This window comes from Haemophilus sp. UMB1048 (assembly GCF_030218125.1).
In the GTDB taxonomy this organism is placed as follows: domain Bacteria; phylum Pseudomonadota; class Gammaproteobacteria; order Enterobacterales; family Pasteurellaceae; genus Haemophilus_D.
Genome location: NZ_JASOPB010000004.1, coordinates 186,558 through 210,362 on the forward strand (window position 1 = coordinate 186,558; position 23,805 = coordinate 210,362).

At 39.8% G+C, this 23,805-nt stretch carries 19 protein-coding genes, 3 tRNA genes, 1 pseudogene and 1 riboswitch; of the genes and pseudogenes, 16 read left to right on the plus strand and 7 right to left on the minus strand.

Features of this window, described 5'->3' with window-relative positions:
• The first annotated feature begins 147 nt into the window (after positions 1 to 147).
• The 3 genes and pseudogenes from ilvC to QP437_RS05280 form a co-directional block, all read left to right on the plus strand.
• Positions 148 to 1,629 (plus strand): ketol-acid reductoisomerase, encoded by a 1,482-nt coding sequence (ilvC, locus tag QP437_RS05270; RefSeq protein ID WP_007242784.1) that lies wholly within the window; start codon positions 148 to 150, stop codon positions 1,627 to 1,629.
• 71 nt (positions 1,630 to 1,700) lie between these two features.
• A complete protein-coding gene (locus QP437_RS05275; protein ID WP_285267194.1) occupies positions 1,701 to 3,959 on the plus strand; it encodes an autotransporter outer membrane beta-barrel domain-containing protein in 2,259 nt (752 codons plus the stop codon).
• Positions 3,960 to 4,110: 151 nt separating this feature from the next.
• Positions 4,111 to 4,701: pseudogene (locus tag QP437_RS05280) on the plus strand (rRNA large subunit pseudouridine synthase E); the annotation flags it as partial.
• 2 nt (positions 4,702 to 4,703) lie between these two features.
• On the opposite strand, the gene QP437_RS05285 reads toward QP437_RS05280, so the two are convergent.
• Complete coding sequence (locus tag QP437_RS05285) at positions 4,704 to 5,513, minus strand: hypothetical protein (protein ID WP_285267196.1); 810 nt, start codon at positions 5,511 to 5,513, stop codon at positions 4,704 to 4,706.
• Between the two features lie 63 nt (positions 5,514 to 5,576).
• A complete protein-coding gene (locus QP437_RS05290; RefSeq protein WP_005694847.1) occupies positions 5,577 to 6,260 on the minus strand; it encodes a 2,3-diphosphoglycerate-dependent phosphoglycerate mutase in 684 nt (227 codons plus the stop codon).
• 187 nt (positions 6,261 to 6,447) lie between these two features.
• On the opposite strand from QP437_RS05290, the gene envC reads away from it, so the two are divergent.
• The 4 genes from envC to QP437_RS05310 all read left to right on the plus strand — a co-directional run bounded on the left by envC (position 6,448) and on the right by QP437_RS05310 (position 11,928).
• Positions 6,448 to 7,680, plus strand: a complete 1,233-nt coding sequence (envC, locus tag QP437_RS05295) for a murein hydrolase activator EnvC (protein WP_285267197.1) — start codon at positions 6,448 to 6,450, stop codon at positions 7,678 to 7,680.
• Complete coding sequence (locus QP437_RS05300; protein WP_285267198.1) at positions 7,680 to 8,522, plus strand: divergent polysaccharide deacetylase family protein; 843 nt, start codon at positions 7,680 to 7,682, stop codon at positions 8,520 to 8,522. The genes envC and QP437_RS05300 overlap by 1 nt, the downstream gene beginning before the upstream one ends.
• A 255-nt stretch (positions 8,523 to 8,777) precedes the next feature.
• The gene (locus QP437_RS05305) at positions 8,778 to 10,361 is read left to right on the plus strand and encodes a transferrin-binding protein-like solute binding protein (RefSeq protein WP_285267199.1); all 1,584 of its coding nucleotides are present in this window, start codon (positions 8,778 to 8,780) and stop codon (positions 10,359 to 10,361) included.
• Positions 10,362 to 10,431: 70 nt separating this feature from the next.
• Positions 10,432 to 11,928: a porin family protein gene (locus QP437_RS05310; RefSeq protein WP_285267200.1), complete on the plus strand. Its 1,497-nt coding sequence runs from the start codon at positions 10,432 to 10,434 to the stop codon at positions 11,926 to 11,928.
• Between the two features lie 63 nt (positions 11,929 to 11,991).
• Here QP437_RS05310 and QP437_RS05315 read toward each other — a convergent pair whose 3' ends face one another.
• Positions 11,992 to 12,750 (minus strand): glycosyltransferase family 2 protein, encoded by a 759-nt coding sequence (locus tag QP437_RS05315; RefSeq protein ID WP_285267201.1) that lies wholly within the window; start codon positions 12,748 to 12,750, stop codon positions 11,992 to 11,994.
• 61 nt (positions 12,751 to 12,811) lie between these two features.
• Here QP437_RS05315 and waaA point away from each other — a divergent pair, with 61 nt between their 5' ends.
• The 7 genes from waaA (at position 12,812) to QP437_RS05350 (ending at position 17,300) form a co-directional block, all read left to right on the plus strand.
• Entirely contained in the window at positions 12,812 to 14,107 is a 1,296-nt protein-coding gene (gene waaA, locus QP437_RS05320) for a lipid IV(A) 3-deoxy-D-manno-octulosonic acid transferase (protein WP_285267202.1), read from the plus strand.
• Entirely contained in the window at positions 14,104 to 14,580 is a 477-nt protein-coding gene (coaD, locus tag QP437_RS05325; RefSeq protein ID WP_014064370.1) for a pantetheine-phosphate adenylyltransferase, read from the plus strand. Before waaA ends, coaD begins: the two co-directional genes overlap by 4 nt.
• The gene (locus tag QP437_RS05330) at positions 14,577 to 14,789 is read left to right on the plus strand and encodes a lipoprotein (RefSeq protein WP_005694824.1); all 213 of its coding nucleotides are present in this window, start codon (positions 14,577 to 14,579) and stop codon (positions 14,787 to 14,789) included. Before coaD ends, QP437_RS05330 begins: the two co-directional genes overlap by 4 nt.
• Before the next feature lie 13 nt (positions 14,790 to 14,802).
• Positions 14,803 to 16,815 (plus strand): DNA helicase Rep, encoded by a 2,013-nt coding sequence (gene rep / locus QP437_RS05335; RefSeq protein WP_285267203.1) that lies wholly within the window; start codon positions 14,803 to 14,805, stop codon positions 16,813 to 16,815.
• Positions 16,816 to 16,976: 161 nt separating this feature from the next.
• Positions 16,977 to 17,070 (plus strand) — tRNA-Ser (locus QP437_RS05340).
• 23 nt (positions 17,071 to 17,093) lie between these two features.
• Positions 17,094 to 17,170 (plus strand) — tRNA-Arg (locus QP437_RS05345).
• A 53-nt stretch (positions 17,171 to 17,223) separates the two neighbouring features.
• Positions 17,224 to 17,300, plus strand: a tRNA-Arg gene (locus QP437_RS05350).
• A 53-nt stretch (positions 17,301 to 17,353) separates the two neighbouring features.
• Here QP437_RS05350 and QP437_RS05355 read toward each other — a convergent pair.
• Both QP437_RS05355 and nadR read right to left on the minus strand, forming a co-directional pair.
• Positions 17,354 to 18,034: a metallophosphoesterase gene (locus QP437_RS05355; RefSeq protein WP_285267204.1), complete on the minus strand. Its 681-nt coding sequence runs from the start codon at positions 18,032 to 18,034 to the stop codon at positions 17,354 to 17,356.
• 1 nt (position 18,035) lies between these two features.
• The gene (nadR, locus tag QP437_RS05360) at positions 18,036 to 19,145 is read right to left on the minus strand and encodes a multifunctional transcriptional regulator/nicotinamide-nucleotide adenylyltransferase/ribosylnicotinamide kinase NadR (protein WP_080351270.1); all 1,110 of its coding nucleotides are present in this window, start codon (positions 19,143 to 19,145) and stop codon (positions 18,036 to 18,038) included.
• A 127-nt stretch (positions 19,146 to 19,272) separates the two neighbouring features.
• Positions 19,273 to 19,447, plus strand: a riboswitch (FMN riboswitch).
• Positions 19,448 to 19,535: 88 nt separating this feature from the next.
• Here nadR and ribB point away from each other — a divergent pair.
• Complete coding sequence (gene ribB / locus QP437_RS05365) at positions 19,536 to 20,183, plus strand: 3,4-dihydroxy-2-butanone-4-phosphate synthase (RefSeq protein WP_285267205.1); 648 nt, start codon at positions 19,536 to 19,538, stop codon at positions 20,181 to 20,183.
• A gap of 70 nt (positions 20,184 to 20,253) precedes the next feature.
• On the opposite strand, the gene dusA is transcribed toward ribB, so the two are convergent.
• Together dusA and QP437_RS05375 are read right to left on the minus strand one after the other, a co-directional pair.
• The gene (gene dusA, locus QP437_RS05370; protein WP_285267206.1) at positions 20,254 to 21,240 is read right to left on the minus strand and encodes a tRNA dihydrouridine(20/20a) synthase DusA; all 987 of its coding nucleotides are present in this window, start codon (positions 21,238 to 21,240) and stop codon (positions 20,254 to 20,256) included.
• A 3-nt stretch (positions 21,241 to 21,243) separates the two neighbouring features.
• Complete coding sequence (locus tag QP437_RS05375) at positions 21,244 to 22,629, minus strand: chloride channel protein (protein ID WP_285267207.1); 1,386 nt, start codon at positions 22,627 to 22,629, stop codon at positions 21,244 to 21,246.
• A 231-nt stretch (positions 22,630 to 22,860) separates the two neighbouring features.
• Here QP437_RS05375 and QP437_RS05380 point away from each other — a divergent pair, with 231 nt between their 5' ends.
• Complete coding sequence (locus QP437_RS05380; RefSeq protein ID WP_285267208.1) at positions 22,861 to 23,754, plus strand: hypothetical protein; 894 nt, start codon at positions 22,861 to 22,863, stop codon at positions 23,752 to 23,754.
• The last annotated feature ends 51 nt before the right edge of the window (positions 23,755 to 23,805 follow it).

A 23,805-nucleotide genomic window follows, 5' to 3' on the forward strand; every position in this document is an offset into this window, starting at 1 on the left:
CAAATATCGTTGCAAAAAATGCAACACTAAGTGTCAATAATATCACTTTACGCAATAAATAAAAATCTTATAATCCATGACACAACAAAAAACTATATTCAAACACAACCTCATACACATTAATCAACATCATATTAAGGATGAAAAATGGCTAACTATTTCAACACATTAAATTTACGCGAAAAATTAGATCAATTAGGTCGTTGTCGTTTTATGGATCGCAGCGAATTTGCTGACGGTTGCAACTACTTAAAAGGCAAAAAAATCGTTATCGTAGGTTGTGGCGCACAAGGTTTAAACCAAGGTTTAAATATGCGTGATTCTGGCTTAGACATCGCTTATGCATTACGTCCAGAAGCCATTGCAGAAAAACGTGCATCATTCCAACGTGCAACAGAAAACGGCTTTAAAGTGGGCACTTATCAAGAATTAATTCCAACAGCAGACTTAGTGATCAACTTAACACCAGACAAACAACACTCTAAAGTGGTGGCTGATGTGATGCCATTAATGAAAAAAGATTCTGCATTCGGTTACTCACACGGTTTCAACATTGTTGAAGTGGGTGAGCAAATCCGTGAAGACATCACTGTGGTAATGACTGCACCTAAATGCCCGGGTACTGAAGTACGTGAAGAATACAAACGTGGTTTCGGTGTACCAACATTAATCGCGGTTCACCCTGCAAATGACCCACGTGGTGAAGGTATGGCAATTGCGAAAGCATGGGCAGCTGCAACCGGTGGTGACCGTGCAGGCGTATTAGAATCTTCATTTGTCGCAGAAGTAAAATCTGACTTAATGGGTGAACAAACCATTCTTTGCGGTATGTTACAAGCAGGTTCAATCGTATGTTACGACAAACTTGTTGCTGATGGTAAAGATCCAGCATACGCAGGTAAATTGATCCAATACGGTTGGGAAACCATTACCGAAGCCTTAAAACAGGGCGGTATCACATTAATGATGGATCGCTTATCAAACAGCGCAAAATTACGTGCATTTGAACTTGCGGAACAAATCAAAGAAAGCCTTGGTTTCTTATATTACAAACACATGGATGACATCATCAGCGGTCACTTCTCAGCAACTATGATGGCTGACTGGGCGAACGGTGATAAAGACTTATTCGCATGGCGTGAAGCAACTGGCAAAACTGCCTTTGAAAATGCACCAAAAGCAGACGGTATCAAAATCTCTGAACAAGAATACTTTGATAACGGTGTATTAATGGTAGCGATGGTGAAAGCAGGTGTTGAATTAGCCTTTGATGCAATGGTGGCAAGCGGTATCTATGAAGAATCAGCTTACTATGAATCACTTCACGAATTACCGTTAATTGCTAACACTATCGCGCGTAAACGTTTATACGAAATGAACGTAGTAATTTCTGATACTGCAGAATACGGTAACTACTTATTCTCTAACGTTGCGACCCCTATTCTTGCTAAAGAAATCATTCCAACCTTACAAAAAGGTGACTTAGGTGAACCAACACCAGCAGTTGCTATCGACAACATCACTTTACGCGATGTAAACGATGCAATCCGTAACCACCCGGTTGAATTAATCGGTCAAGAGTTACGTGGTTACATGACAGATATGAAACGTATCGCTGTTGCAGGTTAATCATTAAATCGTTAAAATTTAAGCCAGCTTATTCAATAAGTTGGCTTTTTTTATAATCCAAAGGAATTAATATGAAAAACAACAAAATTTTTAACCGCACTTTTAAAGTGAGTTTAATGGCTGCAGCTCTTGGATTGGTAAATTCAGCGCTAGCAGCCGATGTGGCTTGTAATAGTAGTGGCGTGACAATTACTGGACAAAGTGGGGGTGTGTTGAATCAATGTTCGATTAATCCAACCAGTCCAACAAATGATCCTGAATGGGGTTTTCTATCCGCAGTAACAATGACAAACTCAAGCGGACAATTAAATAATGTTAATGCTTCACTATCTATTCCAGCAAATAGACATCATTCTTTTGCGGTAATGAATATCACTAATTCCACAACTGAAATCAATGGTGGAACCTATAGTATTACTAATCCTAACAATGCAGATGCTAATGGTTATTTATTTGAGTTAAATAATTCAACGGTAACCATGCATAACTCAAAAGTCTTGATGGGTGATAACAACCAAGACTCCATATTAGAGGCATTTGCTCTGAATCAGAAGAGTAAATTAACATTAAACAATGTGAATGTAACATCAAACAATGATAGTTCTATTTTTGTATATGAAGCGGAGAATCAAGCTCGGCCAGAATTGATCGTTAATAATTCCAATGTTTCAATTCCTCAAGGTGGAATCATTACTTTAAGATCTGGGGTTGGCGAAGTTATCAACAGTCACTTCTCTGCGACCTTTAATAACTCAACAATAAATGGAGGTATGCTTGCTAGTGGTGAAAATGTTAAATTTAATAATACAGAGAGCATTACAGAAAATATCCAACTAACCTTTAATAATTCTACTGTTTCTGGAGTTACTACTACCGACCGCAATAGCGTGCTCAACTTAAACTTAAATAATAGCAATTGGACAACTAAAGCTTTCACTGATGAAGATGGCGTGGTTCAAACAACAAGCTTAACTAATTTGGCTCTTAATAATGGCGTAGTAAATCTAGCCAATGATAACTACCAAGGTATCATTGTTCGTGGTAATCTCACTGGCTCAGGCACATTCAATCTAAACACGAATATCGCTGAGAACAAAAACGATAAAATCGTTGTTAAAGGCACTGCTGAAGGTAATCATAAAATTGGTGTAACCAACCAAGGTGCAAATATTGCTAACGGAAAAGTGACACTTGTCGAAACCAATGGCGGTAATGCTGCATTTAGCTTAACGAATCCGAATAATCGTGTAGATTTAGGGGCTTACCAATATTTCCTAACAAAAGAAGGAAATAATTGGGTATTAGCGAACTCTAAAAATGAAGTCACCCCAACTCCACCTGTTGCACCAGTTACACCAAGCAAACAAGTGGTGACTCCAAGCAAACCTGCGGTAACGCCTAGCACCCCAGTAGTAACCCCAAGTAATCCAGTAGTACCACCTGCAGTTCTACCAAGCGCACCGTTACTTTCAGACTTAGCAAATGCACAAGTTTCTCTTCGTCAAGCACAATTGCTTTTAGTGGAAGATGATTTAAGTGGCATCCATCAACGTCTAGGTGAAGTGAAAAATGGTGAAAAAGGCAATGTGTGGGTTCGTAATGTGAATTCTCGACAAAAATTAGCCGCACTTTCTACTGGTGAGAGTGAAACTTCTGGCTTTAAACAAAACGTACATAGCTTACAAGTGGGCGCTGATGCTGCTGTAACTGATAACCTCCGTGTTGGTGGATTTGTTGGCCGCAGCCAAGCTAACGTTGATTTTAATGGTCATTACGGTGATGGCAAAGTAAGAAACAATAGCGTGGGCTTATATGCAGCTTACCTTGCAGATAACGGTATTTATGTAGATAACATCGTGAAATACAGCCGTTTACACGCTAACTCAAATCACACTGAAAAACGCCATTACAACGCTTATACTATTTCGAGTGAATTAGGCAAACGCTTTAGCCTTGCGAACGATTGGACAATTACTCCGCAAGCACAAATAGCGTGGACACATATTTCATCACAAGGGAATGAAGATAGCTTATCTTCTGTTTATTCTCGAATTGGTTTACGTGTAGCCAAAGGCTTTGCATTAAGTAATGGTTGGAATTTACAACCTTATGCAGAAGTAAATGCGATTACTAGCAAAAACCGTAGTAGCAAAATTCATTACACAAACAGCGCGCTTGATGTCGCAAGCAGCCGTGGACGTTTTGAAAGTGCGGTCGGTTTAAATGCTGGATTTGCAAATCATCGTTTTGGTTTAGAAGTAAGCCGTGCTGACGGTAAAAACTTCGATAAACCTTATGCAATTCAAGCGGTTTATCGCTATCAATGGTAATATAAAAGGGCGGAGTAAAATCCGCCCTTTTTTCTCTTTTTACTAAATAAATAATATGTCGAAATCTTTCCCTTCTCGCTCATTTACAACCAAACGAACGGCAAAACCTACTCGTTCATTTAAGCCTAAAGCGAAGCTACTCACACTAGAACAAACAATCGTTGTTTTATTTAACAAACCTTTTGATGTGCTAACACAATTCACCGATGAAAATGGCCGATCTACGTTAAAAGATTTTATTAATATTCCGAATGTGTATGCGGCAGGACGATTGGATCGTGATAGCGAAGGGCTGCTGATTTTAACAAATAATGGTGAAGTCCAACATCGTTTGGCAGATCCAAAGTTTAAAACAGAAAAAACGTATTTTGTGCAAGTGGAAGGTATTCCTGAAGAGGCTGATTTAGACAAGCTTCGTCAAGGTGTTGAATTGAAAGATGGAATGACGAAGCCGGCAAAAGTGCGGTTGATTTCTGAACCAGATTTTCTCTGGCCTCGCAATCCACCTATTCGTGAACGTCAAAGTATTCCAACGAGCTGGTTGGAAATCAAAATTAGTGAAGGGCGTAATCGACAAGTGCGTCGAATGACAGCACATATCGGCTTTCCGACATTACGTCTCATCCGTTATCAAATTAGCCATTTAACGCTTGATGGGTTAGGTAATGGTGAATATCACCGTTTGAATGAAGAAGAAATGCGTGCGTTATTCAAACAACTTCATTTAAATAACGCACGTTAAGATTAGAAACGTTGAGCAGGTTGTGCGTTTTCAACTTGCACGAAAAAGCCTTTATCATTCAAGATAATGCTGTAATCGGTAACATATTTAACGCCGTTGGTTTCCACTATCGCATTACAGCTGCGAATGCCTTGTTGTGGATAAGATTGCGTTTCACGGGCTTGCGTGATTTGTTTCACTGTCATTTGGGTGTTAGTGGCGGCACCTTGTTTTTTAAAGGCATCAGATAATACCGCAAAGACTTTTGAATCATTACATCTTGGTACGACGACGGATTTTGTCACCATACTCGCTGTTTTTTGTGCGACAGTATCTACTTTCTTTTCAGTCACTTTTTCAACGGATTTTGGTTCCGATTTCTTCACTTCGGTTTTAACCGCTGGTGTTTTTTTAGCAATCACTTTTTCAGGTTTAGCTGATTCTTTAACGGCACTTTGTTTGCTTTTCGCTACCGTCTTTTTGTCTTTTACTGCAGTTTGCTTAGTTTTTTCTACTGGCTGTTTGCCTTTCGTTTTTGTCGGCTCTGTTTTGTCGGCTTTATTTGTCGTTTTATTTTTTATTTTTTCTTTTTTCGTTACCGCTTTTTTCGCTTCGACAATTTTAGCTGGCTTTTTCGCTTCTGCTTTTTTTGCATCTGCTTTCTTTTTCGCTGTTTTAGCTACGGTTTTAGGCGTAGTGGCTTTCTTGGCTTCCACTTTTTTAACTGCCGTTTTCACTGACTTGGTTTGAGTTGATTTTGCCGTATGATTTGGCGATGCTGCAAAGGCCAAAACAGGTAACAAGGCAAAAATCACCGCGAGTAATTTTTTCATCCGTTATTCTCCTTAAACAAAAAGTGCGGTCAAAATTAACCGCACTTTGAAATCATTTATAAATTAAAGATAGTAGTGTTCTACGTAGTTTAATTTATCGTCAAGTTTTAACACTAATGGTTGGCCAGTTGGGATTTCAAAATCCATGATTTCCGCATCAGAAATACCGATGATGTGTTTTGCTAATGCACGAAGTGAGTTACCGTGCGCCACCACTAAAACACGTTTACCAGAAAGCATTGCTGGTGCAATTTGATCTTCCCAGAATGGTAATGCGCGTTCTAAGGTTAATTTTAAGTTTTCTGCGTTTGGTACCACATCAGATGGAATGTTCGCATAACGACGGTCGTTATGGGCAGAGTTTGGATCTTTCGGGTCTAAATCTGGAGGAGAAATGTCATAAGAACGGCGCCAGATATGAACTTGTTCGTCACCGTATTGTTCTGCGGTTGCTTTTTTATCTAAGCCTTGTAATGCACCGTAGTGACGCTCATTTAAACGCCAGTTTTTCACTTGAGGAATCCATAATTGGTGAGATTCTTCTAACACGATGTTACAGGTTTTGATTGCACGAGTTAAAACAGAAGTGAAGGCAATATCAAATTCATAGCCTTTCTCGAACAATTTTTTACCCGCTGCTTTTGCTTCTTCTACACCGCGCTCGGTTAAATTCACATCACGCCAACCGGTGAATAAATTTTTTGCGTTCCACTCACTGAAACCGTGACGAATGAATACTAATTCCATAAGGATCTCCTAAGTATTAATAAAAAAATGAATGGCTCTGTTATAGCAAAAAATCGTTATGTTTAAAAGTAAAAAGGCGGCATTTACTGATCTTTCGCAAAAAATCGCCTGTAAACTTTTAGCCACTCAAAAATAATGCTAGTATTTAAGTTTTATTTGTCCCTTAATTTCTCTCAAGTTTAGATGTATGCAGCAAAGCAATCGTAGAAAAAAAATCTTATCAAAACTGACCGCGCTTTTGGCTTGTGGTCTGCTTGGCTTTTCATCTTTCGCGCAAGGCAACGATCTCAATCAAATTCAAAAACAAATTAAACAACAAGAATCGAAGATCGCCGAGCAAAAACGCACACAAGCCAAACTCCAAGCCAGTCTTAAAGATCAAGAAAGCAAAATTAATAGCGTTGTCGGTGAATTACGTGAAACAGAATTAAGCTTAAAAGAAATCCGCAAGCAAATGGCGGAAACCGAAAAGCAAATCAAGCAATTAGAAAAGCAAGAGCGTGTGCAAAAAGCGAAGCTCGCAAAGCAAGTAGATGCCATCTATCGTTCAGGTGTAAATCCTTCTACCTTGGAAAGAATGCTTTCAGAAGATGCCAAAAAAGCGGAACGCATGAAAGTGTATTATCAGCACTTAAATCAAGTTCGCATTGATATGATTAACAATCTGAAAGCGACACAAGAGAGTTTAGCGAAACAGCGCGAGGCGATTTCAGGGCAACAAAAAAATCATCGCGATCAACTTTCTACACAAAAGAAACAGCAGCAAGAATTACAAAAAGCGCAACAAAAACGCCAATCTACGTTAAATGAACTCAACAAAAACTTAACGAAAGATCAGAATAAGCTGGAAACGTTGAAAGCGAATGAAAATGCCCTTCGCCAAGAAATTCAACGTGCAGAACAAGCCGCTCGCCAACAAGAACAACGTGAGCGTGAAGCCCTTGCGCAGAAAAAACAAGCGGAAGAAAAACGGACATCAAAACCTTATCAACCAACAGATCAAGAGCGTAAGTTGATTAACAGCACCAGTGGTTTAGGTACCGCAGCTCGTCAATACAGTCGCCCTGTTTCCGGTCCGATATTGCATTCCTTTGGTTCAATCCAAGCAGGCGAAGTGCGCTGGAAAGGTATGGTTATCGGCGCACCAACGGGTACAGCGGTAAAAGCCATTGCAAGTGGTCGTGTCATTTTAGCGGGTCATCTTAATGGCTATGGTTATATGGTAATTGTGAAGCACGGCGACAGTGACTTGAGTCTGTATGGTTTCAACCAAGCGGTATTTGTGAAACAAGGTCAGCTGGTGTCTGCGGGACAAACCATTGCACAAGTGGGGAATACAGGTGAACTCTCTAAACCAGCGCTTTACTTTGGTATCAGCCGTAAAGGGGTACCTGTGAATCCAGCTGGGTGGATTAAATAATGGCAACATTCTTTCAAAGTGCGGTCAAAAATACGATTATTTTTTCAACCGCACTTTTCTCTGCTTTTAGTTTTGCACAAGGCAAACTGGCTATTGTGATTGATGACATTGGCTATCATCCAAAAGAAGATGCGGAAATTTTGGCTATGCCAAAGGAAATCTCTGTCGCCATCATTCCTGCTGCACCCTATGCTAAAATCCGTAATCAGCAAGCGAAAGCGCAAAATCACGATATTCTTATTCATATGCCGATGCAACCGGTCAGCAATATTAAAATTGAGGAAGGTGGTTTGACTTTAGGCTTGTCCGAAGCGCAAGTGAATGAGCGAGTAAAAAAAGCTAAATCTATTGTGCCAAATGCCATCGGCATGAATAATCATATGGGCAGTGCAGCCACGGCCGATGCCATATTAATGACTTATTTAATGACCGCACTTCGCGAGCAGCATTTATTCTTTTTAGATAGTCGTACCATTGGAAAATCAGTTGCGGGAAAAATAGCAAAAGAACAAGGCGTACGTGTATTAGAACGCCATGTGTTTTTAGATGACAGTGATAATTTGGCGGATGTTCAACGTCAATTTCAAAGTGCGATTCAATATGCACGTAAACATGGCACAGCCATTGCTATTGGCCACCCTCGTCCAAATACAGTAACCGTATTAAAATCAGGAATAAAAAATTTACCCGATGATATTCAATTAGTCGGTATGGGAAGCTTGTGGCGAAATGAAAAAATCTTGCCACCTAAACCATTTATCTTAATTTTTAATGATATTCCTGCGCCAACCTCGGTTGCGCCGTTTGAGCCAATCCCTTTATTGAGAGGCGTGCCGAGGTAATAATATATAGAAGAAGTGTTGATATATTGTTATATGTAAACTTAAAGAAATTTACGTAAATTTACAAAAATTTTACCTTAAATGTTGATAAAAGGGGTAAGAATATGACATTTCAAGGTTGCAACGTTATTTTCCTTTTGCTAGAATTCGCCCAGAAAGGCTTTTATTAGCCTTTTGTATACAAAAGGTGCTATAACACAAGCGTGTAATAGCATAAGTCTATTGGCTAACCAATTTTATAAGGTTACATACATTATGAAAAACAACAAATTCATTAAATTTAGTTTAACAGTAGCGTGTGCGGCAGTATTAGCTGCATGTGGTTCTAGCGGTGGTAGCAACAACGCTGCAGCTGAAGAAGCAGCTAAACAACAAGCAGCTCAACAAGCAGCTCAACAAGCAGCTCAACAAGCAGCAGCAGAAAAAGCAGCAGCAGAAAAAGCAGCAGCAGAAAAAGCAGCAGCAGAAAAAGCAGCAGCGGCGGCAGAAGCAGCAGTTGCAAAAACAATTGATGTTGGTGCTAAATTTGTTAAGAAAGCTCAATCTAACTTAAACGTTGGTGAAGGTGTAGAAACTAACAGCAAATCTTCTGTTGCTCCAACTAACATGACAGTTGAATTACACCCAAGCTTAGATACTATCGTTGTAGCGGTTCCATTAAACGCTGATGGTTCTGTAAACACTCAAGCAAAACAAGCTTACTTAGAAGATTTTGACTTCCGTGGTAATGATGCTAACACATCTGGTGAGCACGTTTTAAAACACATCTACATGAATGGTACTACAAAAGATACAAGTCGTGGTCGTGTAGATGGTGAATCAGCAACTAAAACAGCGTCTATGGGTGAAAACGATACAGATGGTAAAGCATATGTTTACGAAGAGAATCGTTTAAACTATACTCATAAAGCTGAAGGTAAAAATGTAGTTGATACTAAAGATGCTCGTACGGATGAGCGTTTACGCTCTTCTGTAGCTGAAGTGTATGGTCACAGAACTTTCGTTGCAGGTAACTCTGAAGAGAAAAATATCGCAGATGGTGATACTGTATTAGCGAATGCACCATTCACAGCAAAAGATGCTGATGGTAAATATACCGCAGGTTCTAAATTGAACTATGTTCAATACGGTCGTGTAACCTCTAAATTACACGCAGTACAAGAAGCAGATCTTAAAGATGGTAAAGATGTAGCTCAATACGGTACAAAAGTAGCTAGCTATGGTCTACATGGTCAAGACGGTACAGAAGATAACTACTTCTACCGTGGTGTAAACAACACTCCATACAGCGCAACTTTAGCAAGCGATCTTAAAAATGTTTACTTCGGTTCTGAAGCAGCAGCTGGTAAATTACACTACCAAGGTCACGCAGTTACTTACAACCTAGAAAAAGACTATGAAGATAAATCAGGTCTTCCAAATGCTTTAGGTGCGGAATACGCATTAGTAAGTGGTACCCACGTTGCAGCTGACATTGATTTAGCAAGCAAAAATGTAACTGGTAACCTATACAATGTATGGACAGAAACTAATACTCAACAACAAGTTAAAGAGCACAATGTTGAGTTAGCTAAATTTAATGGTACCTTAGCTAACAACGGTAGCATTTCTGGTAGCGCAACTAAACACAACGGTGATGAAGGTGTGTTAAAAGCTAGCTTATACGGTGCACAAGCACAAGAGTTAGGTGGTGTGATTTCAAGTAATGACACTTCGAACAACTGGGGTGCATCATTCGGTGCTAAAGTACAAAATACTCCATTTGTTGCTCCACCTGTAGTTACTCCAGCTCCAGTTCCAGCTTGGGGTGAAAGTACAGATGCAAATAACGCAAAATAATTTTTTGAGTTATATTTAATATTCAGACAGCCCATGAAAATGGGCTGTTTTTTTCTATCGTTGAGGACTTATGAAAAAATCAACATTATTACTCACTCTTGCAAGTATTGCATTACCGACTTATGCTCAAACTTCTTCCGCTCCCGTACAGGAAAGAGACCCATTGCAAAATGAAGCGAGCATGCCAAATATTAATCAAAAAAATCTAAAGGAAGACTTGCTGAGAAAACAGCGTTTATCTGAGCAAAGTGCGATGGCGCAAGAAAATCAAGGTAATAGTGTTGCTAGATTTACTGGAAAGCAGTTAGCTGAAAATCCAGCCCTGTTAGAACGTTTATTTTTAGAAGCGCTGGTTAATCCAAATAAAGCGGTTCTTCCTGTTTATATCCAAATTTATGAATCTGTTCCTAATGCAGATCGCTCTTTAATTGATTGGGCGAAGGCTATTCTTGAAAGAGAAGAGGATTTGAATAAATCCGTTGCTTCATACCGTAAACTTATTTCTGATTTCCCTGAAAATAATTTTATCCGCTATCAACTTGCTGAAACTTTGTTCTATAATCAAGAATACGAAGCAGCAAAAACACAGTTTGAAAGACTTCGTGCTTCAACTCAAAACTCTCAAGATGTTGCAGTATTTGATAAATTTATTGAAGTCATTGATAGCAAAGAAAACTGGAATTTCTCTTTTTCAACAACTTTTTTAAATGATAAAAACCTAGCAAACTCTGCGAAACAAGGGACTAAGATGGCCGTTGGTAGTGGCGAGGTAACCTATAATACCCCTCGTCAAACAGGTCAAGGTCTTGGTTTGTCTGTTGGTGCGGATAAACGTTGGAGTTTATCTAACGGAAAATACGTTGCTTTTGATAGCAGTATGAGTTCCAGATATTACTGGGATAATAAAAAATATAATGATTTAATCGGACATATTGGCTTAGGATACGGTTATTCTGATGCACGTTTTAATGTGCAAGTGACACCCTATATTAACAAGCGTTGGTATGGTGGTGGTTTAAATGGCGGAGATAGCTTAAAACAATACACTGATACTTATGGCGCAAGTTTATCAATGGGATATTGGTTAAACCAAAACTTTAAATATTCAGCACTTTATAACTTTGGTTATGAACGTTATAGAAAAGAGATCGATAAACGAAATTATAATGGCGCAGTGCACTCTTTAACAAATTCACTAATGTTTATTCCTAGCTCAACCCAATTCTGGTCAATTTCATTAGATTTAACAAAGAAATATGCGGCTGACAGATCAAATGCTTACAATCGAATTGGTACCCGTTTAACTTGGGGACAAGAGTGGCCACTCGGTATTACAACAAGCACAACACTTGGTTATGCAAAACGTCATTATCTTGAACAATCGTTTATAGGTATGAAACAGCGCAATAACGAATATAGTGCTTCTGTTTCTCTTTGGCATAAACAATTCCACTATGCTGGTTTTACTCCAAAAGTAACCTGGTCGTATAGTAAAACGAAAAGTAATATGGCGATTTATTCATACGATAAAAACCAAGTCTTTATCGAAGTGGGTAAAAGTTTCTAAATGTAAAAAAGTTGGATTTCAAAGGAATCCAACTTTTTTATTATCGATAATATTTGAAATAATTTATTTCTGCTCTCTTTCCCACAAATCAGCATACTTCACAAAGGTGGAGTGGGCCGAAAGTACCGCAAGTAGAAAACCTTGTTTTCCATCTAAGAAACCGGCTTTTAAAATGTACATTTTGACAAAGCACCCGATGGCATGACTGACACCTTGCCATAAGGTCGCTTTTTTACCTTTGGCTTGGCGTTGATCTGCCCAGGCTTTGGCGTAGCCCGCAGATTTCACCAGATAGTGATGAATGCTTTTATAGGTGAAATGCTCTAGATCTCCAGTTAATTTCTGTACTTTCGTGTTTTCAGGATAAACCACTTTTTCATGTACGAGTGAATCATTATATCCAGCATAATTTGTGCGATATAAACGCACTACATAATCGGGATACCAACCTGAATGACGAATTTCACGTCCAAATACTTCACTCACACGAGGAATATCATAAACCGTATTTGGCGCATCTTGTTGAACGGCTTGTTGAATGGATTCTCGAAGTTTCGGTGTGACGCGTTCATCGGCATCTAACCACAAAACATAATCACTGGTGACATATTGTTGTGCGCGTTGGCGTTGTTTGCCAAAACCAGGCCAATCAGAATGCGAATAAAATTTTGCACCATATTGTTCCGCGATTTCTTGGGTGTTATCAGTACTGCCTGAATCGACAATAATGATTTCATCTACCCAATCTTTTACCGTATCAAGACATTGAGCAAGATCTGCAGCTTCATTTTTGACAATCATGGCAACGCTAATTGTTGGCATATTTTGATCCTTTTTTTGTTATACTAGCCGAAACTTTTGTAAGTATAACCGAATTTATTTTATGTGGCGTTTTTTTTATACCAGCCTGATGTATCTGATTCAGCCTTTTGTGCTGTTATTCATGTTACTACGAAGTCTCAAAGCTCCGAATTATCGCAAGCGTTTAGGTGAGCGATATGGTATTTATGCGAATCTTGCTAAGCCTACACAAGATGGGATCGTCATTCATGCCGCATCGGTAGGGGAAGTGATTGCCGCTACGCCGCTAGTAAAACGTATTCAGAAGGAATACCCGAATTTACCAATCACGTTTACAACGGTCACGCCAACAGGCTCTGAACGCGTAAAAGCCGCCTTCGGGGAAACTGTGACGCATTGTTATTTGCCCTACGATTTACCTTGTGTCATCAATCGTTTTATTGATTTTATTCAACCTAAAGTATTCATTGTCATTGAAACGGAGCTTTGGCCGAATTTGATTGATTGTTTGGCTCATCGAAATATTCCTTTCATTGTGGCGAATGCTCGCCTTTCTGCACGTTCAGCCAGACGCTATGGCAAAGTCAAACAATACTTGCAGTATATGCTTTCTCAAATTAGCTTGATTGCGCCACAAGATAGCATCAGTGGAAAGCGTTATTTAGAGTTAGGTTATGAGAAAGATCGTCTGCAATTAACCGGCAATATTAAATATGATCTTGTGGTCAGTGATGAATTACTCAAAGACATTGCAATGCTTCATGAGAGTTGGGCGAAAGATCGTCAGATTTGGATTGCGGCGAGTACCCATGAAGGGGAAGAAGAACTCATTTTACAAGCTCATCATTTGTTACTGAAAAAACATCCAAACTTGCTGTTATTGCTGGTACCTCGTCATCCTGAACGTTTTAATCCTGTGGCGGATTTAATTGAAAAAGCCAACTTTAACTTTATTCGTCGTTCAACGGGGGAGATTCCTTCAGAAAATACCCAAGTGATTCTTGGTGATACCATGGGTGAGTTGATGTTGATGTATGGTATTTCAGATATTGCGTTTGTAGGCGGAAGTTTGGTCAAACATGGGGGACATAATCCTCTAGAGCCTTTGGCATTTAAATTACCCGTTGTGAGTGGAAAGCATACCTTCAATTTCCCTGAAGTTTTTACTTCGCTCTTAGAAGTGCAAGGTGTATTGCAAATCAACTCAACAGAAAAAGCATTGTCAGAGATTATTGATAAGTTATTGAATTCGAAAGGGGCACGTCAACGTTTAGGCAATGCAGGCTATGAGGTATTAATCGAAAATCGTGGCGCATTACAGCGTCTTTTAGATTTACTTCATCCTTATTTAACCAATATTTCGGAGAACAATAAATGACAAGCGTAATTTACCCTGGCACGTTTGACCCGATTACCAACGGACATTTAGATATCATTGCGCGAAGTGCGGTCATTTTTCCGAAAGTTTTTGTTGCGGTTGCGAATAGTCCGAGCAAAAAGCCGTTGTTTTCATTGGAAGAACGTGTTGAGCTGGTGCGTCAATCGGTCGCTCATTTGCCCAATGTGGAAGTATTTGGATTCTCTGATTTACTCGCGAATGAAATCAAAGCGAAAAAGATCACCGCCATTATTCGTGGCGTGCGTACAACGACGGACTTCGAATATGAATTACAACTGGCCGCGTTAAACCGTTTATTAACCGATGGTGTGGATAGTTTGTTTTTCCCACCAACAGAAAAATGGGCGTTTGTGTCTTCCACGATTGTACGAGAAATTTATTTGCATCATGGGGATGTGAAAGAACTGGTGCCGGAAGCCGTCTATTTAGCCTTAAAAGCACGTCGTGAATGAAAAAAACACTTCTGATTTTAACCGCACTTTTAGCGTTAACTGGTTGTGGTACGGTGGTGAAATTAATCGATCCATCTGAGAAATACACACCTTACGCAGGTGCGGCTTATGATTTAGAGATGGCACAAAAATGGGGCTTACCTATTTTAGATTTGCCGCTGTCATTTTTATTAGATACCGCATTATTGCCTTATGCGTGGTCAAATTAATTTGCATTAAGATATGAAACTCAATCCTCAACAACAACAGGCTGTCGAATATGTCAGTGGACCTTGCTTGGTGCTGGCTGGTGCTGGCTCGGGCAAAACTCGTGTGATCATCAATAAGATTGCTCATTTGATTGAACACTGTGGTTATTTGCCTAAACAGATCGCCGCCGTGACCTTTACCAACAAAGCCGCTCGTGAAATGAAAGAGCGTGTAGCCCATTCCATTGGTAAAGAAAAATCCAAAGGATTGATTGTTTCCACTTTCCATACCTTAGGTTTCGACATTATCAAACGGGAATACAAAGCTTTAGGCTTTAAATCGAATATGACCTTGTTTGATGAGCACGATCAACTTGCCTTACTCAAAGAACTGACGGCAGATGTGCTGCAGGAAGATAAGGATTTATTGCGAGAGTTAATTTCCGTTATTTCCAATTGGAAGAATGATTTGGTTTCGCCAAAACAGGCTTATGCTTTAGCGAAAGATGCAAAATATCAAACCTTTGCAAAATGTTATGAGCGTTATGCGGCGCAAATCCGTGCTTATAATGCGTTGGATTTTGATGATTTGATTATGTTGCCGACCTTACTCTTCAAACAGAATGAAGAAGTGCGGTCAAAATGGCAGGAGAAAATTCGCTATCTGTTGGTGGATGAATATCAAGATACTAATACCAGCCAATATGAACTTATCAAATTGCTAGTAGGCGAGAGAGCTTGCTTTACGGTGGTGGGGGATGACGACCAATCCATTTATTCTTGGCGAGGTGCGCGTCCACAAAATATGGTGCGCTTACGTGATGATTTTCCGCATTTACGAGTCATCAAATTGGAACAAAATTATCGTTCCACTCATCGTATTTTGCATTGTGCCAACATTTTGATTGATAACAACGAGCACGTATTTGACAAAAAGCTTTTTTCCAACTTGGGTGAAGGTGAAAAACTGCAAGTCATTGAAGCGAAAAATGAAGAACATGAAGCCGAACGGATTGTGGCGGAATTAATCGCTCATCGTTTTAGCCGTAAAACCAAATTTAAGGATTATGCGATTTTATATCGCGGTAACCATCAATCTCGTCTATTGGAAAAAGTGCTGATGCAAAACCGTATTCCGTACAAAATTTCTGGTGGAACGTCTTTTTTCTCTCGTGCTGAAATTAAGGACATGATGGCCTACTTGCGTTTGGTGGTGAATCAAGATGATGATGCAGCCTTTTTACGTATCGTGAATACACCGAAACGGGAAATTGGAACAGCAACTCTACAAAAATTAGGTGAGTTGGCACAGGAAAAACATATTAGCTTATTTGAGGCAATTTTTGAGTTTGAACTGATGCAACGTGTTACACCGAAAGCTTATGATTCCTTGCAAAAATTTGGTCGTTGGATTGTGGAGCTAAACGATCAAAGTTTACGTTCCGAGCCTGAAACGGCTGTGCGTTCTTTACTTTCTTCCTTGCATTACGAAGAATATTTGTATGAATATGCGACCAGCCCTAAAGCCGCCGAAATGCAAAGTAAAAACGTGGCTACTTTATTTAGCTGGGTAGAGGATATGCTCAAAGGCGATGAGGTGAATGAGCCGATGAATTTAAATCAAGTGGTCACTCGTTTAACCTTGCGCGATATGATGGAGCGAGGCGAAGATGGTGACGAGAGTGATCAAGTGCAGTTAATGACATTGCATGCCTCCAAAGGCTTAGAGTTTCCCCATGTGTATTTAATCGGTATGGAAGAGGGGATTTTGCCTCATCAAACCAGTATTGATGAAGATAATGTAGAGGAAGAGCGCCGTCTAGCCTATGTGGGCATTACGCGAGCACAACAAACGCTGACTTTTTCTCTTTGTCGTGAACGACGTCAGTTTGGCGAGTTGATTCGACCAGAGCCTAGCCGTTTCTTGGCAGAATTACCACAAGATGATGTACAATGGGAAAAAGATAAGCCAAAATTAACGGTAGAACAGAAGCAACAACAAACATCGAGTCAGCTCGATCGTTTACGAGCCATTTTAAAGGGCTAGAGATGATTAAAATTAAAGTGCGGTGAGAAATTTGTTTGTTTTTTCAACCGCACTTTATTTATGCAAAATGTAGATAAATCAAGCAACCAAAACGGCTTTTACAAAAAATGATTTGACTTATTTTCAAAAAAACGTATTATACCGCCACACAAACCGATTGTGGTGAGATGGCCGAGTAGGCTGAAGGCGCTCCCCTGCTAAGGGAGTATGGGGTCAAAAACTCCATCGAGGGTTCGAATCCCTCTCTCACCGCCATTTGTTTTTAGTTTTATTATTCTGCACCCGTAGCTCAGCTGGATAGAGTACTCGGCTACGAACCGAGCGGTCAGAGGTTCGAATCCTCTCGGGTGCGCCATTTTAAATCGACTCTATCAGTTAAAATGGTCATGAAGAATAAAACATCACTACGCACCCGTAGCTCAGCTGGATAGAGTACTCGGCTACGAACCGAGCGGTCAAAGGTTCGAATCCTTTCGGGTGCGCCATCTTCTCTCTTCAAACTTTTCTTTTTATCAAAAACAATTAACGCTTTATTTAGTTATTTTTCTCGATCATCAATGGTTTTTAACAAATAATTTCCGTGTATGTCTGTGACACTTCTAAAACCGACATTCGTGATTTTATAAGGGAAATTTGTCTTGTACTCGATGTTATCGTGGTGATGGCCATGGAAAACGTGTCTTACCCCTAATTTTTCTGCGAGTTGATTAATCACACGGAATCCCATTGGATGGGGTTTAGGCGCTTCATGGCAAATTAGAATATCGGCTTGTTCATTTTCAATGGCTTCGATATCAGAAGGGAAAATAGACGTGCGATGACGTAATGGTACACCGCCACGCCAAATTTTTTCTTGCGGGCTATATTGGCAATAGTGGATAGGGTCAAAATACATCGGTTTATTGGGAGGCATCCAGATTTGTCCTCGGAATACGCCACCTAAGCCAGCAATACGTTGACCTTGGATTTCAACAACACGATTATGCAAATTACGCGATTTCCAATGTGTACCCCAAATCGCCTCAAATGCGGCAACGGTTTTGCTATCATGATTGCCATGAATAAACCAAATATCACAATATTTTGCGAGGTTATCTAATTCATCAGGCGAAGAAAGCTGCAAGTCGCCTAAAATAATCAGGGCAACGTTGTCGTTTTCTTGCACGAAAGGATAAAGATGTTCATAACTTCCGTGCGGATCGCCTGCGAATAAAATCATTTTATTTCCCGTTGGTCAATGTGCGTTTAGTATGCTGTAAACCTTCAAGTTCTTCATCATTTAACACTTTTTCCACAACAGATTTCACTTGGTTATAACGGTCTAAATAACTTGGCGATTCAATTTCAATGTAAGGCACTTTGTATTTATCTAACAATTTCTTCAATAATTGTTGGAATTGTTGACGTTGTTTTTGGCTGCCTAGACTACGTAAGCCATCATCCACCCATTTTGTATTGTTTTTCAATAAAATGGTGACATCAAATGGGTATTCTTTGATCATGGAATCGAGGAATGGATGGGCTTTCCCTTCGTATTGAATGCAAAAAGCTTGCGTGGTAATGAAATCGGTATCAATAATCGCTACTTTATGGGCATGACGCACCGCATAATCAATATAGCGTTGGTGACCTAATGCCATTTGTGGATAGTCAGAATATTGCATGGCTTGCTCATCGCCACCTAATTTTTCGAAGACATATTCCCGACCATATTCCCATGCAGAAGTGGTATTAAATACAGCAGCCAGTTTGCTAACTAACACACTTTTACCACTACTTTCACCGCCTAAAATAGCAATGGTTTTCGCAAAGAATGGACGGACTTCTTTCGGAATGAATTTCCAATATTGGAAAGGTGTAGTACGAATTTTCGTTGCGGATACATTAAAGAAAGAGCGGTCAGGATCCACTAAAGAAACTTCGAGTCCTAAGTATTTTTCATATGGCGCTTTATCTTGTGGCTCACTACTAAATACCATTGTCGGGGTAAATTGTTTTTCTTCAAATAGATTTTTTACCGCGTCACTCCAAGCTTGCCAGCCATTTGGGTAACTTGGAATGCCATCTTCAATTAAGTGATGAATGAAAATTTGATTTTTTTGATATTTAAAGATTTGCTGCATCCAGCGAAGGCGATCTTGTACTGTCGGCATGCGTTTCATTTTACTATCATAGAACAGCTTTAAATCGCGTTCGGTATCGCTACAGACAATCACGTGAAGCTCATCCACTTTACTGAATGCTTCATAAATCATATTAATATGGCCGGTGTGAACAGGGTAGAATTTCCCGAAAATTACACCCACTTTTTTATCGTGTTTGTTCGACATAATGTATCCTTCGCTAAATGACCACTGCGAGGTGGCTGAATAGTCCTATTTTATGCAATCTTTGTGCAAATAAAAACATTTTTCATTGAATGATTTTTTACAGTGACATTTTACGTTATACTACGACCTGCATTCTCAGGGCAGGGTGAAATTCCCTACCGGTGGTGACAGCCCACGAGCACTTAAAAGTGCGGTCAATTTTGATTGCGTTTTACAAAATTGTTTCGCTTTGTACTTTTAAGGTTAGCAGATTTGGTGAAATTCCAAAGCCGACAGTATAGTCTGGATGAAAGAGAATAAAACGGATTGGGTTCCCACTTTCGTTCTATTTATTTGCATTTCTCAGCCCTGATTCTGGTTAATTTTAACGTAACAACAAAGGAAATTACGATGAATCAGTCAATTTTATCTGCATTTGGTGCGACCGGCGAAGAACGGGTAATTAACGCATTGAATGCATTCAAACAAGGTAATGGCGTATTAGTATTAGATGATGAAGATCGCGAAAATGAAGGCGATTTAATTTTCCCAGCAGAAACCATTACGCCAGAACAAATGGCAAAACTTATTCGCTATGGCAGTGGTATCGTGTGTTTATGTATTACCGATGAACAATGCAAACAGCTTGATTTGCCACCAATGGTTGAACACAACAATAGCGTGAATAAAACCGCGTTTACCGTGACAATTGAAGCAGCAGAAGGTGTGTCGACAGGTGTATCGGCGCAAGATCGCGTCACCACAATCAAAGCGGCAATTGCAGATCATGCAAAACCGGCAGATCTTCACCGTCCAGGACATGTTTTTCCATTACGTGCTGCAGAAGGTGGTGTTTTAGCACGTCGTGGTCATACTGAAGCGTCCGTTGATTTAGCACGTTTAAGTGGTTTTAAACCGGCAGGTGTGATTTGTGAAATTACGAATGATGATGGCACCATGGCTCGTGCTGCAGAAATTATCGAATTTGCGAAAAAATTTGGTTATGCGGTATTAACAATTGAAGATTTAGTGGCATATCGTCAAAAATACCAGTGCTAATTAAATACTCAGAAAACAAAAGTGCGGTCAGAAAATCTTTTAAATTCTGACCGCACTTTGCGTTTTAGGCTTAATTGGTTTCCACAAAGCTTAATGCCGTTTCGACCACTTCGATTCCTGCGCCTTGCTTAAAGGCATTTTCACTTAAATAGCGTCGCCATTGTCTTGCCCCTTTGCAGTTTTGGAATGCACCGAGCATATGTCGAACGATATGATTTAAATAAACACCTTGGCTTAGTTGTTTTTCAATATAAGGGAACATGGCTTCCACCGCTTGTCTTGGTGTGACGATATCCGCATTGGCATCAAAAAGCATTTGATCAACATAGCCCAACAATGACGGATTTTGATAAGCCTCACGCCCAACCATCACGCCATCAACAAATTGTAAATGATGTTTCATTTCTTCGATGGTTTTAATGCCGCCATTAATAGCAATGGTTAACTGTGGGAAATCTTTCTTTAATTGATAAACACGATCATAATCCAAAGGGGGAATCTCTCGATTCTCTTTTGGGCTTAATCCTGAAAGCCAAGCTTTTCGAGCATGAACAATAAATTCTTGGCAGCCTGCATGATGGACTTTTTCGATAAAGTCGCAGAGAAATTCATAGCTATCCAAATCATCAATGCCAATACGCGTTTTCACGGTGACAGGAATATTCACGACACGTTGCATTTCTGCAATACATTCTGCTACTAAATCCGCTTTTGCCATCAAACAAGCACCAAACATACCATTTTGCACGCGATCGGAAGGGCAGCCGACATTCAGATTAATTTCATGATAGCCTCTTTCTTCGGCTAATTTGGCACAATGTTTAAGCTGTGCGGGATCGCTTCCACCAAGTTGTAGGGCAACTGGGTTTTCTTGCAAATTAAAATCTAAATGATCGTATTTAGCATGAATAATCGCGGGTGCTGTGACCATTTCGGTATAAAGCAACGCATTTTTACTAAATTGACGATGAAAATAGCGACAATGGCGCGTCGTCCAATCTAACATCGGCGCAACGGAAAAGCGGCCACGATAAAAGTGCGGTTGGTTTTCTGACATATTTTATTTCTCTTGAATCTCGTTACGGCGAAGATCTTCTGCTTGTTGTTCCTGCATTCGTTGGCGGAAACGTCCAGCCGCAAAGTGGTAAAAAGGTTTCGGACTAAATTGGCGCGAAATTATGGAGGCAATGATACTGGAAATCAAGAGCCAAATCAGCACAGGTTGAGCCCCCGTCATTTCCATCACCACTACGCTGGCTGTCACCGGCGATTGTGTGCCACCAGCTAAAAAGGCTGCCATACATAAAATGACCAAAAAGCGTTGATCGACCATGCCGTTGCTGATATCCCATAACATGGTGCCGATACCCGCGCCAGTAGTGAGAGATGGCGTAAAAATTCCGCCCGCGATGCCATTCCAATAAGTCGTAACCGTTGCGAAGAGTTTTAGTATCCCCACTTCAGGCGAAACGAGCTGTCCTTCTAATGCTCTTGCGACAACATCATAACCTGTTCCATAGGTTTGTCCTTCGCTGTAGGTGCCCAGAGCAGCCAACACTAAACCAAGTAATAAGGCAATATAAATAGGGTGTTTTCGGATCCAATCACGCCATTTGATTGGAGAAAGTCCTGCTAATCCTTTGGCAAGGAGTCGCCCAAATATACCACCCAGTACACCGCAGACGACGCCACAAATGGCAAGCCAAAGATATAAATAAGGAATAGAGGTCGCACCTTTATAGACAGGAAAGTAAGGGCTATTGCCTTGAATCGCCACTAAAATAAAACCAGCCGCTAATACACCGAGCAATACGCGTCTTTCCCAGCGTAACATTACGCCGCGACCAAGTTCTTCAATGGCAAAAATAACCCCAGCCAAAGGCGCATTAAAGGCGGCAGCAAGACCGCCTGCCGCACCGGTTGCGATGAGTTCATTCGTACTTAAGCCGCGGAAAGCAAAGTTATATTTACGACAAAAATTACCCCAAGCCAGCATGACAGCCGCACCCACTTGAACGGAAGGCCCTTCACGTCCAACCGAAGCACCAATCGCCATAGCAAGGAAAGTCAGAGGGATTTTCCAGATAGTTTGGCGAAATTCAACCAGTTTTGTTTTATAGCCACTGTAAGGAAGATTGATGGATGCAATCACTTGTGGAATGCCGCTACCACCGACATAAGGTGTGTATTTGGCTGTAAACCAGGTAAGAAATGCAAGACCAAGTGGCAAGACGAACCAAACGGCGAGAGGGTATTTAGCAGACCAATAGGCATTAAATTCAAGTCCCATGTCGGCGAGTTTCGCAAATCCAAAGGAAAAAAGTGCAACAAATGTCGCACCGATCAGTAGACATATAAATTCTAAGGTTTTATGAGAGATACGATGGGTTTGTCGAAGTTTTTTATGGTAGAAATAACGTAAATGAAAGATAAGCGAACGTAACATAATGATTGCCAACAAAATAATTCTGTTTGAAATTATAAAACCCTAGCCACTGACAGGCAATTGATTTGGAAAAAGAGAGGTAAAACTAAATGAATTAAATATCTTGAAGAAAATGTATTAAATCTAAAGATGTGATGGAATAAATTATTTTAAAATCATATAATTATAGAAAATTTCTTAAGTTAAGTCGGAATTCACTACACTTAGATCAATAATTATAAGGATTCTATTATGAAAAAAATGCTATTTATCTCTATGTTTAGCTGTTTCCTAACTTGTACTGAAGTACAAGCATCTATAGCAAATTCCACCAGTTCGAGTAGTCAATTTAATCAAATTTCTACTAATTTAAGTAATGAAGAATTTGGTAAGCATATCCTCAAAAAAGTTTATCCGAGAGCTGTATACGATAAATGGAGTAAATCTTGGGAAGATGATGATTTTTTTATTGATTATGATTTAAAAGATATTCAAACCAGTGAAGGAGAAAAGCGTTATTTTGCACTGAATTATGGAACTGCAGGATATAATGAGGAACTGTATTTATACATTTTCAAAAAGTCATTAGATGAATGGGTTTTAGAAAATCAGGAATATATGAATTCTGAAAACTTTGAGCAAAAACCATTATTTAAAAATAAAAATATAGAGCTTCTTGGTAAAGCATCGGTCGTTAAGCTAGGAAAGGATACACTGGGTTTTCAATTAGACGGCCGTGATGGAGGGAGTGGCGGTGAGAAAGGTGATATTAGTTGGATTTACCCCGTAGGTAATAAAATGAAAATGGTGGTTGGGTGTCATTATGAAGAGTGGCGTTTTGGGCCTCTCGGCGTTGAATGCGAGCCTAAAATTAATTCAAGCCTAAAGCCAACAGAGGCATTTTATCCGATCGAATTGAATTATAAGCTTGTGAAATATAAGCTTAATGATAAGGCTCAGAGTGGGTCAGAAGAATGGGATATAAAGAGCATAGGTAATAAGAAAGGTAAGGTAGTCATTTTATTTAATCCACAAACTCAAACTTATGAACTACCAGCAGGCTTTGAAAAAATTAGTACGAATGCGGAACAACTATGGAAGTACTTTAATAAAATAACAGACTCTAAGCAAAAACAAGTGGATTGATTTTTAATCCTCAAGCCTTAACGATATCTAATGAAGGAGGCTGTTAAGCGC